Origin of the sequence: Promicromonospora sp. NPDC050880, assembly GCF_044456525.1 — a bacterium.
Classification (GTDB): Bacteria; Actinomycetota; Actinomycetes; order Actinomycetales; family Cellulomonadaceae; genus Promicromonospora.
This window is the reverse complement of record NZ_JBITFV010000003.1, coordinates 426,954-439,761: the sequence shown is the minus strand read 5'-3', so window position 1 is coordinate 439,761 and position 12,808 is coordinate 426,954. Positions and strand designations below refer to the sequence as shown.

Below are 12,808 nucleotides of genomic sequence, written 5' to 3'. Positions count from 1 at the left end.
GGACGGGTCCCGGACTGTCATCGTGCCGCGTCACGACGACAGTCCGGGACCCGCGGCGAGACTCCCGCGGGCACGCGTGCGGCAGGATGTGCGGCGTGGGCAGCACAGCGAAGGACGCCGCACCGGCGGCTGCCGGCGGGAACCGGCTCGACAGGCGCGCCCTCAGCTACGACGTCGTGAGCCGGACGACCCCGGCGTCGGAGGCGTGGTCGCCGCCCGACGGATGGCGGGCCTACGAGCGCACCGTCACCCTCGGCTCCGGCGCGGATCTCTGGGAGGAGGTCTCGGCGGCGGTCCTCGCCTGGGGCGTCAAGACCCGCAGCGGGTTCGCCGTCGAGCCGTCGCCCGGGGCGGGGCGCGACGTCCGGCAGGGTGGGCGCTACTGGCTCGTGGCGCGGATCGGGCCCCTCCGCGTGCGCGAGCCGGTCGAGGTGGTCGCCACGGTGGCGACCGATCATCGCGCCGCGCTCGCCTACGGCACCTTGCAGGGCCATCCGGTCTCCGGCGAGGAGGCGTTCGTCGTGCACCGGGACGACGCCGGGACCGTGTCCCTCACGCTCCGCTCCCTGACGCGTGCCGGACGCGGCCGGTGGCGTGCGCTCTTCCCGTTGATCCTGGTCGCGCAGCAGGTCTATCGACGCCGCTATCTCCGGGCTCTCCGGCACGACGGCGCCGGAGGCGCGTGACGAGACGGTACGGTCAGGCGCCGACGGCGGACACGGCGTCCGCCACCGACGACGGTTCGGCGGCCTCACCGGACTCGTCGAACGTGGACTCGATCCAGTCGAGCAGCGCGGCGAGGCGCTCGCCGAGACCGGTGCCGGATGGCGTCAGCCCGTAGGTGACGGTCGGCGGGGCGGTCGGCTCGACCGTGCGCCAGACCAGGTCGTCCTGTACGAGGTTCCGCAGGGTCTGCGACAGCATCTTCTCGCTGATGCCCTCGATGCGGTCGCGCAGCTCGTAGAACCGTAGCGGCCGCTCCCCCAGCCTGATCAGCACCCACACGCCCCAGCGGCTGGTGACGTGATCGAGCACCTGCCGGGCCGCGCAGTCCGTGTGAAACACGTCATGCAGGCCGTCAGGCTCTGCGGACGCCTCCGTCTTTCCGTTCTCCACGTGTGGACCTTACCCCGAGGTATGCCCTTTCTTTCGGTAAGCCTGCTGCTTAGCGTCGCCCGGTACCCACGTCGAAAGGACAGTCATGATCGTCGTCACCGGGACGGGCAACATCGGTCGCCCGCTCATCGAGTCACTCGTCGCCGCAGGACAGGAGGTGACCGCCGTGTCACGCCGTCCGACGACCCTGCCGGACGGCGCCCGGCACGCATCCGGCGACCTCGCCGACCCGGCCGGCCTCGCGCCCGCCCTCGAGGGCGCCGACCGGATGTTCCTGATGGCTCCCGACCCGACCCTGCCGGTGGCCGAGCTCGTCCGGACCGCTCGATCCGCCGGGGTCGAACGGATCGTGCTGCTCTCCTCCCAGCGCGCCACGTCGCGGGGCGACGACCCGTTCCTGGCCGGCCTGGAACGGACCGTGACCACCGAGGCACCCGAGTGGACCGTCCTGCGTCCGGGCGGCTTCGCGTCCAACGCCCTGTTGTGGGCGGAGTCGGTCCGTTCGGCGCGGACGGTCCGCGCCCCGTTCGGCGACGTCCCGCTCCCGCCGATCGACCCCGCCGACATCGCCGCGGCCGCCGCGGCGGCTCTGCTGGAGGACGCTCACCTGGGCCGGCACTACACGCTCAACGGTCCCGAGGCCCTCACCCCACGCGCCCAGACGGCCGCCATCGCGGCGGCACTCGGCGAGGACGTCCGGTTCGTGGAGCAGACCCGCGAGGAAGCCTTCGCCGAGCTCTCCCAGTTCTGGCCCCCGGCGGTCGTCGACAGGACCTTGGACGCGCTCGGTACCCCGACCGAGGACGAGCGGACGCCGTCACCCGACACGGCGCTGGCACTGGGCCGTAGCCCGCGGACGTTCGACGACTGGGTCGCGCGTCACGTCGGCGCCTTCAGCTAGGCCGTCGCCCGTCTCGGTCGCTCTCCACGGCCGAGACGGGCGCAGCGGGTGCAACCTCAGTGCCGGACCCGGCGGTCCACCACGACCCAGTTCGTCTCCCACGTCGCGCCGCCGTCGGCCGAGAACGCCTGCTCGAACCGCGCCTCGTCCTGGCTCACGCGGGTGATGAGGAAGCGCACCTTGATGGGTCGGTCACCGAGGCGGTCGTCGCCGTAGAACTCGCCGACGCCGTCGTGGAAGCCGCCGTACACGGCCGGGGTCAGCAGGCCGTCGCGCATGTTCACGAAGGTGAGGCTCCACCGCTGCGCCTGCGGTTCGTACAGCCTCAGGTTGAGTGCGTCGATGCTGCCGGCCGGTCCCGAGACCGCGAGCTCGACCACGTTGGCCCGCCCCTCGGAGAGCGGGCGCACGGTGCTGGTGCCGGAGAACCGGAGCCACTCGTCCGGGGACTCCGAGAGCGGGTCGGCGAGCACCCGCACGGACGAGCGCCAGGTGCCGATCTCCCAGTCGAAGTCGCGCTGCGGGTCGGTGGTCGTCGATGACACGGAGGCCGGCGCGGCGTCGCCCGATACCGCCGTCACGAACAACAGGGCGGCGGACAGGCCTACAGTCAGGATTCGTCGGTATGGAATCGTCATGGTTCGACTATTGAGCGGAGCATGGTCATGAACAAGAAGGCACCTGCGGGTAACCCCTCTCGTCCCAACCCGCTCCCGGGCTGCCCGATGGCCGCCGCGTTCACCGCGATCGGCGGCAAGTGGAAGCTGACCCTGATCTACTGGCTCGCCCACGGCGAGTCCCACTTCGCCGGCCTCCGCCGCCGCGGCGCACCCATCACGGCCAAGGTGCTCGCCGAGCAGCTCCGTGAGCTCGAGGCCGACGGGCTCGTCGAACGTGTGGTGACGGGCCCCGTCCCGGCGCCCGTGATCTACCGGCTCACGCCGTACGGGACCACGGTGCTGCCCGTGGTCGAGGGCGTGCGGGTCTGGGGCGAGGCCCACCTGCGGCGCACCGACGGCGCGGTCGCGCCGGAGGGGGCGCTGAGCTGCGGCGACATGGTCGGCTAGGGTCACGCAGTCAGTCGTGCGTCCAGCACGGGGACCCCGTCGCCGGCCAGGTCGGCCAGCACCTCGCGCCGTCCTGCCATCGCCATCACCAGGGAGAGCAGCGGACCGCTCGCCGTGGGGCCGTCACCCGTCCGGAAGTCCGCGTCGGTGGCGATCAGGCGGAGCCCCTTGACCAGTGACCTGCTGTTCACGGCAAAGTCCCTGGTCGCGAAGAACCGGGCGACCATGAGCAGCCCCTCGGCGTCCGGCCGGTGCGCCAGGCCCAGCGGCCGACGGATGTCCTCGGCGTGCACGAGCAGCTCGCCCAGCCCGGCCACGCTCTCCGTGCGCGGCAGCGCGATCGGGCCGACGGCGGCGTACCGCTCCAGCGTCTGCTCCGCCGAGTCCGCACGGAACTCCTCGAGGCGACGCTGGTTGTGCAGGTCCGCGTCGAAACGAGCGCCGGCCATGCTGCGCAGCCAACCCCAGAAGGTCGACGTGGAGGCGGCGCCCAGGTGCGCGACGACATCCTCGACGGTCCAGTCGCCACAGAGCGACCGCGAGCGCCACTGGGCCGGGGTGAGGGTGCGGAGGTCGTCGACCAGGGCGGCGTGCTCTCGTACCTGGACCTGGGAAGGGTGGGGCATGCGGGCAGTGTATGGACCAGGATGCTCGGTGCTGCCCGGACTCAGGACCCGGCCTGGTCGTGCCACGCCATGGTGCTTCCCGCCAGTGCCGCGTCGGCCACGCGGGCGGCGAACGCCGTCCTGATCCCGGCGCGGGAGCTGTCGATCCACTTCTGGACGTGCTGGTGGCCGGCCGCCCGGTACTCCAGGGCCTGGAGCAGGCACTCCAGCTTGTCGGCGTCCTTGGCACAGCGAGATTCCGGGGTCGCCTGGGCCTCGTACTCGATCACGGCGTCGGTCACGGTCTTCGCCGCCGCGTCAGGCAGGTGGGACGCCTGGTCCCGGGTGATGGTCTCGTTGTCGCCGGTCCGTGCCAGGTAGGCGCGGGACGAGTGGGGAAGGTCCGTGATCCGGGTCTCCTGGGAGTCGTGCCACAGGCCCAGGTACGCCGCCCGGGCCGGGTCGGCGCCCTCCTCGGCAGCGATCAGCGCGGCGATCTGGGCGACGCGCAGGCTGTGCTCGGCCACGGACTCGGGGTCGCGTACGCCCACCTGCCACCACCCGGACCGGCGCAGCCGCTTGAGCACGCCCATCTCGTGCGCGAAGTTCGCGACGCCCGCCGCGGCGGGGTCGGTGACGTCGTCGGCCATGCGGGTGCCTCCTTGGTTGTCAGGCTTCTGCGACGCATGCAGGCTAGCCGCCGGCCGATCTACTGGTGGACCCGGCGACCGGGTGCTGGGCCGTCTGGAGTTGCACCTCACGTAGCGGCATGTGTTCCGCTGGTCTCACGTCCCTCCCAGGAAGGCCCGCTCATGCATCCGTCCTTCATCCCGCCGCGCCAGGTCAAGATCGGTGACGCGGCGGCCTTCGTCGGCACCACGCCGCGAGCGATCCGGCACTACCACGAGATCGGCCTGCTCCCGGAGCCCGAGCGCGGCGGCGACGACCGCCGTCGTTACGGCTACGACGACATGATCCGACTCTTGTGGATCCGCACGATGGCCGACGCCGGGATCGCTCTGGACGACATCCGCGACGCCTTCGCCGACACTGATCCTGCCGGGCCCTCGGCAGACGACGGCGTGGTGGAGATCCTGGACCGGCTGGAGCGGACCATCGACGCCCGGGAGGCAGAGCTGCGGCGCCAGCGGGCTGCCGTGCAGCGCATGCGCACCGAAGGCAGCAGGATAGGCCTGCTCTCCGACGTCGTCACCAGCCGCCTCAAGGACCTGCCCGAGGGCTCGCTGCGGCAGGCGGACCTGGACGACCTGCTGGTCACCGAGCGGGTCCTCGGCCCGCTCGGCGCGGCTGTCCGGGCCTCCCGGTTCATCGCCCTGGCCACTCACCGGGACCTGCGCGAGGAGTCCGACCGGGTGGATGCCGCCGAGGAGGCGCTCGACGACACGGTCGCCGTCGACGACCCCCGTGTGGCCAGGGTTGCTGCCGAACGGCACTCCTTCGAAGCGAGACTGCACGCCGTGATCGAGGAGTCCGGTCTGGCTCAGGGTGACGAGGCGTTGTTCGAGTCCTGGGATCCCGCTCTGGACGAGGCTGCCGGCGGTGGGCAGAAGGCCATGAGCGCCTTCGAAGCCTTCGGGAAGATCCCCTACGACGTCTCCCCGGCTCGTCTGCGCTGCATGGAGCTGGCCGCCGAGCTCGACACCCACGGGACGGCTGCGTCACGGAGCGAGCTGCTGGACGATGCGTAAAGAATGGTGCTCCATCCGTTATTCATCGCGCTCGGACACGCGGCCAGCGTCGGCGTCGCGAGCAAGACCGGCTCGCGTCAGCCGCCAGAGCCTCGCGAGCGGACGGCGACCGGCCGCCGGGGCCGGGTCCGACCGTAGGGTGGTGCGCATGTGCTGTGCTCCCGCCGTTGCGACCACGAGCCGATGAACCAGAGCAGCCCTCCCGAAGAGCCATCGACCGAACTGCTGGATGATGTGGCCGGTGCGGTCGGGGCAGAGGTCACTCTTCTCGGCCGCCTGCCCGGGGGCGCCAACGGTGGTGCCGTGCGCGTGCAGCTTGCCGGCAGTACCGACGCGGTTCTCAAAGCAGTTCCCCGCGCTCACCCCGGGCACCTGGACGAGACGTTGCGCGCCCAGAGGGTGGTCGAGCACATGCGTGGCCGCGGCTATCCGACCCCGGCGTGGCTCGGGGCTGGGGCCACGGCCACTCATGTGTGGCATCTGACGGACTTCGTCGACGCGGCACCCGCGGCCGAGCTCACGCCGTCCCTCGTCGAGCAGCTGATGGAGATCGTCGAGCTCCAGGCCGGCCAAGGCTCCGAGCCCTACGACCACTGGTCGTACGCCTGGCGGGCCGCCACCGGCGTGGAACCGGCTGTCGCCGGGCCGGAGTTCAGCGAGACGCCGGAGCAGGCGCGCCTCCGCCGGTCCATCGCCAGGCTCTCGGGATACTCCGACGCCGTATCGACCCTGGTCGAGCGCTTGCGGCTCGCGTGCGCCGACGTCCCGGCACCACGAGAGGCACCGGACATGGTGCACGCCGACCTCTCGACACCCGGCAACGTTCTGGTCCGCGACGGGGCGGTGGTGGCGGTCGTCGATATCGGGAACGCGGGTAGCGGCACGCGGGCCATCGATCTCACCACGCTCGTGTGGTACTCGTTCCAGGACCCGCTGCTGGACGACGTCCGAAGGCGACTGTGGACGAAGGTGCTCGATCTGGTCGGCGGGGAAGGAGCGGCCGTGCTCACAGCGGCTCACGTGCTCCACATGCTCGAGGTTCCCGTCCGTGAAGGACGCCGCGACGGCGTTCCGGGGGTGGTCGAGCGTGGGCATCGCGCCCTCGACGAGCTGAGGGCGCTTCGCTCATCGCGGGCCTGGCGATGACGACCAGGCACGGACGCGGCAAGGGGTGCCGGCGGCGGGTGCTCCGCCACGCTCAGGACTCGACCGGAGGGGAGCCTCCGTCCGCAGCCACTCGCTCAGCGCCTCCGCGTTCTCCACGTCGTCCATGTCGTCCGAGATCATGACGTTCGCCACCCAGCTCATGGCGATCGTTCTACCGGAACAGACAGCAGGTCATCACAGGATGGGGTCGAGCTGGCCCTGAGCGGTCATGAGCGGAGCGTGGGTCTCGCGAGAGGCGTTCCAGGCGCTGGCGTTCGCGACGACGATGAGCCGGACCTGGCCGCCGTGGGGAAGAACGCCGCGTGTTTCGTGTTCTCTGCTGCCCGTGATAGAAACGCCTGATCGGGCGTCTACGCAGGTCGCCCCAGATTTCGGTGGATAATTCAGATGGATGTCGACGGGTGGAGTGGCATGCCTGACCTGGAACCGCAGCCGAGCGAGGGCCGGGTCGCGCTGGTGGACCTGACCGGCGCAGAGGACATGACTGCGGCACTGCGCGAGCTGCAGGACCAGTGGGGGCCGGTGGCCCCCGTGGACCTGGAGCCAGGCGTACCGGGCTGGCTCGTGCTGGGGCACGCCGAGGTGATGGAGGTGATGCGCACGGAGAGCGTCTTCGCCCGGAACCCACGGCACTGGAGAGAGCAGCTACCACCGCAGTCGAACCTGCACGCCATCCTGTCCCCGACCGGACGGCGGAACCTGTACTTCGCGGACGGCGCAGAGCACCGGCGGCTGCGGCTCCCGGTGGACGAGGCGTTCGCCGACATGGACGAGGTCCGGACGGCAGCGCTCGTGCGCGTCGTCTGCGCCCGGCTCATCGACTCGTTCGCCGCCAAGGGCAGTGCGGACCTGATGGGCGAGTATGCGGCGGCGGTGTCGTTCCTGGCAGTGTCGGCCATGTTCGGGTTCGACGAGCGGCAGGGGGTCGACCTGCTGCGCTGCGCGAGCGAGATCTTCGGGCACGGCGGCGATCCCGTGTCAGCCCTGGTCCGGATGGACCAGATCGTGATGGACCACGTCATCGCGACCCGGGCGGAGCCAGGCCCGAACCTGACCACCAGCTTCATCGAGCACCCGAGCTTCGAGGACGACACCGAGATCGTGCACACGATGGTGGTCGCGATCTGCGCGGCCAACGAGATGCTCGTGACCTGGATCGCGGCCACGCTTCGCCGCATGCTCACCGACCCCCGGTACACCGGCCGCCTCACCGGCGTGCGCCGCGGCCTGGACGACGCGATGGACGAGACGCTGTGGAGCGAGCCGCCCGTGGCGAACCTGCCCGCCCGGTACGCCGTGACCGACTGCACCCTCGGCACCGCCCGGATCCGCGCCGGTGACGCGATAGTGATGGGCGTGGCTGCCGCGAACAACGACCCGCGGGTGCGCACCAGCGACGACCTGTTCGAGGCGGGCAACCGGTCGCACCTGTCGTTCGGCGTCGGGCCGCACGCGTGCCCCGCCAAGCGCCCCGGGCGGCTCGTGGTCAAGATCGCGGTGGAGAGCCTCATGGAGCGGCTCGACCTGAGGCTCACCGACCCGGTGGTGAAGTGGGCGCCATCGCCGTGGTCGCGCTACCCGTCCACGCTGCCGGTGACGTTCACTCCCGAGCGCCAGGCCGCCCGCACGCCTGCCCGCATCTGACCTGCCCCTGGAGCGTCAGACGGCATCGACGTGCGCCTTGCCGTTCACGCAGGTCTTCGCGCGCCGTGCCCGCGCGGGGTTCGCCGTCGGGGACCTGCATCGTGAGCATGAGCTCGAGGTTCCAGCGTGCCTCGTCGAGGATGTTGGCGACTTGATCTACCGATGCCCGGGACGAGCACCAGCGACTGGGGGACTCAGGCCGTGCTGGTGAGGGTCCCCGGCTGCACCGGCGTACGGAACGTCCCGGTGCGCACCCAGGACTCGACCTCGTCCACCGCAGCCTCCCCGAGGCGTCGCACCTCTCCGCCGACCAACCCGGCCATGACGGTGTCGTTCGTGACGAACCGACAGGGGGTCCTCGACGCCGGGGGCGGCGTGGCAGGCGGTTGCCGAGGCTGCCAGGTTGCGCCAACGACGCACAAGACCAACCGCACCGTCACATGACTTCCTCATAGTCACTTGTTTACGCAATAGTCACACGGCGACTCGCAAGGGCCATATGTTCTGCCCGGTATGCACGTTATGTTTAACGTTGTCCATCGGCAGACGAGATGGTGTCTTGGCTGAAGAAGGAGCCCCCAGTGCCTGACCACACCGGCAGATCCCGGAAGACGGCAGACGCCGCCGCAGCCGGCTCGGACCGCGAGTCCCGCCGCCGCGTGACCAAGCTGATCCGGCACCTGAGCACGCCCGAAGGGCGCGCCGACCCCCACGCCGTCTACGACGAGCTGCGGGCCATGGGCCCGGCGGTACGCATGCCGTGGGGAGCCTGGATGGTCACCTCGCACGGCGCGAGCCACGAGGTGCTCAGCGGATCCGGCTGGCGCACCGTGGACGCAGCCTGGCGCACCGCGCGCCAGCCGACGTGGGTGCGGCACCCGGGCCTGAAGTTCCTGCACGACTCCGCGCTCGGCACCAACCCGCCCGGGCACGCCGGGCTGCGCCGCAGCCTTGGCTCGTTCGTCTCGCCGCGGTCGGTCGCTGACCTCACACCGCAGATCGTCCAGACCGTCCACGAGTACCTCGACCGGTTCGATGCGGCGCTGCGCGCCGACGGCGAGGCGGACTTCGGGGCCCTGGTCGGCGACCGGCTGCCCATGGCGGTGCTCTGCATCGTTCTCGGGCTGCCGCGTGAGGACATCCCGCTGCTGTGCGAGATGAGCCGTATGCTCTCGAACGTGCACGACCTCGCGCCGAGCAAGGCGCGGATGGCGCAGGCCGACCGCGCGGGCAAGCTGTGGAACGCGTACTGGGAACAGCTCGTAGCCCAGCCCAGACCCCGGCTCCCGGAGGACTCCCCGCTGGGAGAGTGGCTCGACACAGAGACCGACCCCGCGGTGCGCGCGGTGGCCGGCTCCCAGCTCAACGTCATGATCGAGGCGGGCCTCGAGACGACGACGTCCCTGCTGTCCGACGGCGTGGTGCAGCTCCTGCGCCGGCCCGACCAGGCCACGTGGATGCTCGAGCACCCGGAAGCCGTGCACGGCGCCGTCGAGGAGCTGGTCCGCTTCGTATCGCCCGTACAGCTCATGACCCGGTACGCGGCGCAGGACACGGAGCTGCCGGGCGGCATCCCGGTGCCGGCCGGGCAGATCGTGCACGCCGTGGTCGCCGCGGCCAACCACGACCCCGACGCCTACGACTCGCCGCACGACCTGAACCTCTCGCGCCCGCCTCGCCGCAACCTCGCCTTCGGCGTCGGCATGCACTACTGCCTGGGCGCGCCGCTGGCCCGTCTGGAAGCGACGACCCTGTTCCCCGAGGTGCTGCAGCGGTTCGATCTCGAGTTCGCCGGGCCAGTGGGCTACGACGAGACCCTCGCCTTCCGCGGAACACGTTCGGTGCCGGTACGGCGGCGACCCCGTCGAGCCGCGACCGCGAGTGCTGGTGCGGCGGTGGGTGCTGGTGCGGCGGTGGGTGCTGGTGAGAGCGCGTCCGCCGCCGGACCCGTCGTGGTCGACCGCGAGGACGCCGTGCTGGTGGTGACCCTCACGCGGCCCGACGGCCACAACCGGCTCGACCGAGCGACCCTGACCGCCCTGGGCGACGTGCTCACGACGCTGCCCGACGACATCGCCGCCGTCGTGCTGCGCGCCGAAGGGCACCACTTCTGCATAGGCGGCGACCTGGACGAGCTCGGCCAGCTCGCCACCAACGACCCCGACGGCTACCGGAACCTCGTCGAGCTCGGCGACGAGGTGCTGCGCGCCTGGCGCACCTGCCCGGCGGTGACAGTCGCGGCGCTGCACGGCAACGTCGCCGGAACAGGGCTCGGGCTGGCGGTCGCGAGCGACCTGCGCGTGGCCGCCGAGGACGCACGGTTCCGCGCGCCCGAGACGGTCGTCAGCATCCCGGTGGGTCCGAGCGAGGTGCTGGACCGCCTGGTCGCCGAGATCGGTTCCGGCTGGACCCGCGCGATGCTGCTGCTCGGCGATGCCGTCAACGCCCAGGAGGCGCTGGAGTGCGGGCTCGTGCAATCCGTCGTCCCGACCGAGAACGTGTGGGCCGAGGCCAAGCGCCTGGCCCGGCGCATCGCCCGGCGCGACCGGGAAGCCATCCGCGTCACCAAGCAGACGATGGCCCGGCTTCCGCACGACGGTCCCGATCCGACGGAGGGCACCGACGCGTGGGAGGCACCACTGGCCCAGGCCCTGCGGCGCCGGATCGCCCTTGGCAACGCGAGGTAGCGACTCCTCGTCGACGAAAGGCCGGCGGGGCCAGCGACCATGCTGGCCCCGGGAAGGAGCCTCGGACGGATGCTCCGATGCAGGTCAGGGCCTTAAGAGCGGACGAGCCGGCCTGTACGCCGGGTTCTGTTCCCGCGCCCGGTTACCCCGGCGCGGGCGACGGTCATCCATCTAGGCCCTGCGTTGCCGCAGGGCTCGAGCGGTCTACCCGACTGTGCTTCTCGCAAGAGAATCGGGCGAGCAGCCCTCAAACACAGTCTGTCTGACCTTGCTCCAGGTGGGGTTTACCGAGCCGCTGCCGTCACCGGCAGCGCTGGTGGTCTCTTACACCACCGTTTCACCCTTACCCCCGGCCGAGGCCGAGGGCGGTCTGTTTTCTGTGGCACTGTCCCGCGGGTCACCCCGGGTGGCTGTTGGCCACCACCTTGCCCTGTGGAGCCCGGACGTTCCTCGGCGGGCGCCCGAAGGCACCCGACGCGACCGCCCGACCGACTCGTCCGCGGATGAATCGTACCTGAGCACGTCGCCGGGTGAGTGCGGGAGTAGTTGCGTTCTGACCGGCCAGAACGCCACTACTCCCGCACTCACCCGGGGGCAGGCGCAGCGTCACACCTCCACGCGGTAGCCCAGGGCCAGCTCGTCGCCCGAGACGCCGCGGATGCCCCAGTTCTCCCGGGGGCTCTCCAGGATCACCAGCTCCAGGTCGTCGGCCGACAGGCCCAGACGAGGTGCCACCGTGTCGTACACGGCCCCGATCAGCGCGCGCTTGGCCTCTCGGCTGCGGCCCGTGAAGCAGACGATCTCCACGACCAGGTAGGCGTCCGAGCGCGGGGCGACCAGGTCGCCGTCGTCCAGGAGGAGGAAGCGGTGGAAGCGCTTGTCGGGCGGGAGCTGCCACGTGCGCACCAGCACGTCGTGCAGGGCGTCGGAGATCTCCGTGCGTCGCTCGCCCCACACCGACCGCCTGCCGTACACCTTGAGCTGCGCCATGCGCGGCAACTTACGCTAGGCGGGTGCTCCTGCTCCTGCCGCCCTCCGAGGGCAAGACGCCCGCGCCCGACGGCGCCGCGCCCCTCGACCTGTCCACCCTGGCCCACCCGGAGCTCACCGAGCGCCGCGAGGAGATGCTGACCCACCTGGCGCGGACCAGCGCGCGGCCCGATGCGACGGCCGTGCTCGGCGTCGGCGACGGGCTCGCGGACGAGGTGGCGCGCAACACGACACTGCGCGAGGCACCTACGGCCCGCGCCGCCGAGGTCTACACGGGGGTCCTGTACGCGGCCGCCGGCCTGGCCGGTCTGCCCGACGCCGCCGCCCGGCGCGCCCACGCGAGCGTGCTCACCTTCTCCGGGCTGTGGGGCGTGGTCGCGCCCGGAGACCGCATCCCCGCCTACCGGCTGGGCATGGGCGTGAGCCTGCCCGACGTCGGCCGGCTCGCCGCGTACTGGAAGCCCGCCCTGGCCGAGGTGCTCGACGCGCGGGCCGCGGGCGACGTCGTCGTGGACTGCCGGTCGGCCACGTACGTGGCGGCCTGGAAGCCGCGGACCACGGGCGCGGACGCCGCCGAGTGGGTCGAGGTGCGCGTGCTGCGCGAGACCGGCGGGAAGCGGACCGTCGTCTCGCACAACGCGAAGCACACGCGCGGCGTGCTGGCCGGGCACCTGCTGCGCCGCGAGCACGAGGCACGCACCAGCGAGGACGTGCTCAAGGCGGCGCAGGAGCTGGTCGGCTCGGTGGTGCTCACCGAGATCGGTTCCGGCAAGGACCAGACCCTGATCGAGGCCAACCTGCTCGACGGCAGAACGCGCGGCCCGCGCACCCTGGAGCTCGTCCTCGCCTGAGCGGCCCGGCCGCCCCCGCACCCCGCCCGGCGACGCTCCGGTAACGACCGCGCCGCACCCCTGGCGCCCGC

At 71.6% G+C, this 12,808-nt stretch carries 14 protein-coding genes and 1 other RNA gene; 8 read left to right on the top strand and 7 right to left on the bottom strand.

Going from position 1 to position 12,808, the window contains the following annotated elements:
• The first annotated feature begins 95 nt into the window (after positions 1 to 95).
• Complete coding sequence (locus ACIBBF_RS08680) at positions 96 to 686, top strand: DUF1990 family protein (protein WP_397412511.1); 591 nt, start codon at positions 96 to 98, stop codon at positions 684 to 686.
• A gap of 13 nt (positions 687 to 699) precedes the next feature.
• Here the strand turns inward: ACIBBF_RS08680 and ACIBBF_RS08675 are convergent, their stop codons facing one another.
• Complete coding sequence (locus ACIBBF_RS08675; protein ID WP_397412509.1) at positions 700 to 1,116, bottom strand: winged helix-turn-helix transcriptional regulator; 417 nt, start codon at positions 1,114 to 1,116, stop codon at positions 700 to 702.
• Between the two features lie 85 nt (positions 1,117 to 1,201).
• Here ACIBBF_RS08675 and ACIBBF_RS08670 point away from each other — a divergent pair, with 85 nt between their 5' ends.
• Positions 1,202 to 2,017, top strand: a complete 816-nt coding sequence (locus tag ACIBBF_RS08670; RefSeq protein WP_397412507.1) for an NAD(P)H-binding protein — start codon at positions 1,202 to 1,204, stop codon at positions 2,015 to 2,017.
• A 56-nt stretch (positions 2,018 to 2,073) separates the two neighbouring features.
• On the opposite strand, the gene ACIBBF_RS08665 is transcribed toward ACIBBF_RS08670, so the two are convergent.
• Positions 2,074 to 2,655, bottom strand: coding sequence for a hypothetical protein (locus tag ACIBBF_RS08665; protein WP_397412505.1), 582 nt, complete (start codon positions 2,653 to 2,655; stop codon positions 2,074 to 2,076).
• Positions 2,656 to 2,682: 27 nt separating this feature from the next.
• Here ACIBBF_RS08665 and ACIBBF_RS08660 point away from each other — a divergent pair, with 27 nt between their 5' ends.
• Entirely contained in the window at positions 2,683 to 3,084 is a 402-nt protein-coding gene (locus ACIBBF_RS08660; RefSeq protein WP_397412503.1) for a winged helix-turn-helix transcriptional regulator, read from the top strand.
• A 2-nt stretch (positions 3,085 to 3,086) separates the two neighbouring features.
• On the opposite strand, the gene ACIBBF_RS08655 is transcribed toward ACIBBF_RS08660, so the two are convergent.
• Positions 3,087 to 3,710, bottom strand: a complete 624-nt coding sequence (locus tag ACIBBF_RS08655; RefSeq protein WP_397412501.1) for a maleylpyruvate isomerase family mycothiol-dependent enzyme — start codon at positions 3,708 to 3,710, stop codon at positions 3,087 to 3,089.
• 41 nt (positions 3,711 to 3,751) lie between these two features.
• Positions 3,752 to 4,339: an HD family hydrolase gene (locus tag ACIBBF_RS08650; protein WP_397412499.1), complete on the bottom strand. Its 588-nt coding sequence runs from the start codon at positions 4,337 to 4,339 to the stop codon at positions 3,752 to 3,754.
• A gap of 162 nt (positions 4,340 to 4,501) precedes the next feature.
• Between ACIBBF_RS08650 and ACIBBF_RS08645 the strand changes: the two genes are divergently transcribed.
• From ACIBBF_RS08645 to ACIBBF_RS08635, 3 genes are all read left to right on the top strand, one after another.
• The gene (locus ACIBBF_RS08645) at positions 4,502 to 5,398 is read left to right on the top strand and encodes a MerR family transcriptional regulator (RefSeq protein ID WP_397412497.1); all 897 of its coding nucleotides are present in this window, start codon (positions 4,502 to 4,504) and stop codon (positions 5,396 to 5,398) included.
• A gap of 183 nt (positions 5,399 to 5,581) precedes the next feature.
• A complete protein-coding gene (locus ACIBBF_RS08640; protein WP_397412496.1) occupies positions 5,582 to 6,544 on the top strand; it encodes a phosphotransferase family protein in 963 nt (320 codons plus the stop codon).
• 432 nt (positions 6,545 to 6,976) lie between these two features.
• On the top strand, positions 6,977 to 8,209 hold the full coding sequence (locus ACIBBF_RS08635; RefSeq protein WP_397412494.1) for a cytochrome P450: 1,233 nt from the start codon (positions 6,977 to 6,979) through the stop codon (positions 8,207 to 8,209).
• A gap of 194 nt (positions 8,210 to 8,403) precedes the next feature.
• Here ACIBBF_RS08635 and ACIBBF_RS08630 read toward each other — a convergent pair whose 3' ends face one another.
• Positions 8,404 to 8,532 (bottom strand): hypothetical protein, encoded by a 129-nt coding sequence (locus ACIBBF_RS08630; protein WP_397412492.1) that lies wholly within the window; start codon positions 8,530 to 8,532, stop codon positions 8,404 to 8,406.
• Between the two features lie 258 nt (positions 8,533 to 8,790).
• Here ACIBBF_RS08630 and ACIBBF_RS08625 point away from each other — a divergent pair, with 258 nt between their 5' ends.
• Positions 8,791 to 10,896: a cytochrome P450 gene (locus tag ACIBBF_RS08625; protein WP_397412490.1), complete on the top strand. Its 2,106-nt coding sequence runs from the start codon at positions 8,791 to 8,793 to the stop codon at positions 10,894 to 10,896.
• Positions 10,897 to 10,995: 99 nt separating this feature from the next.
• Here the strand turns inward: ACIBBF_RS08625 and rnpB are convergent.
• Together rnpB and ACIBBF_RS08615 are read right to left on the bottom strand one after the other, a co-directional pair.
• An RNA gene (gene rnpB / locus ACIBBF_RS08620) (RNase P RNA component class A) lies at positions 10,996 to 11,392 on the bottom strand.
• A 110-nt stretch (positions 11,393 to 11,502) separates the two neighbouring features.
• A complete protein-coding gene (locus ACIBBF_RS08615) occupies positions 11,503 to 11,886 on the bottom strand; it encodes a tautomerase family protein (RefSeq protein WP_397412488.1) in 384 nt (127 codons plus the stop codon).
• Positions 11,887 to 11,909: 23 nt separating this feature from the next.
• Here ACIBBF_RS08615 and ACIBBF_RS08610 point away from each other — a divergent pair, with 23 nt between their 5' ends.
• A complete protein-coding gene (locus tag ACIBBF_RS08610) occupies positions 11,910 to 12,737 on the top strand; it encodes a YaaA family protein (RefSeq protein ID WP_397412486.1) in 828 nt (275 codons plus the stop codon).
• The last annotated feature ends 71 nt before the right edge of the window (positions 12,738 to 12,808 follow it).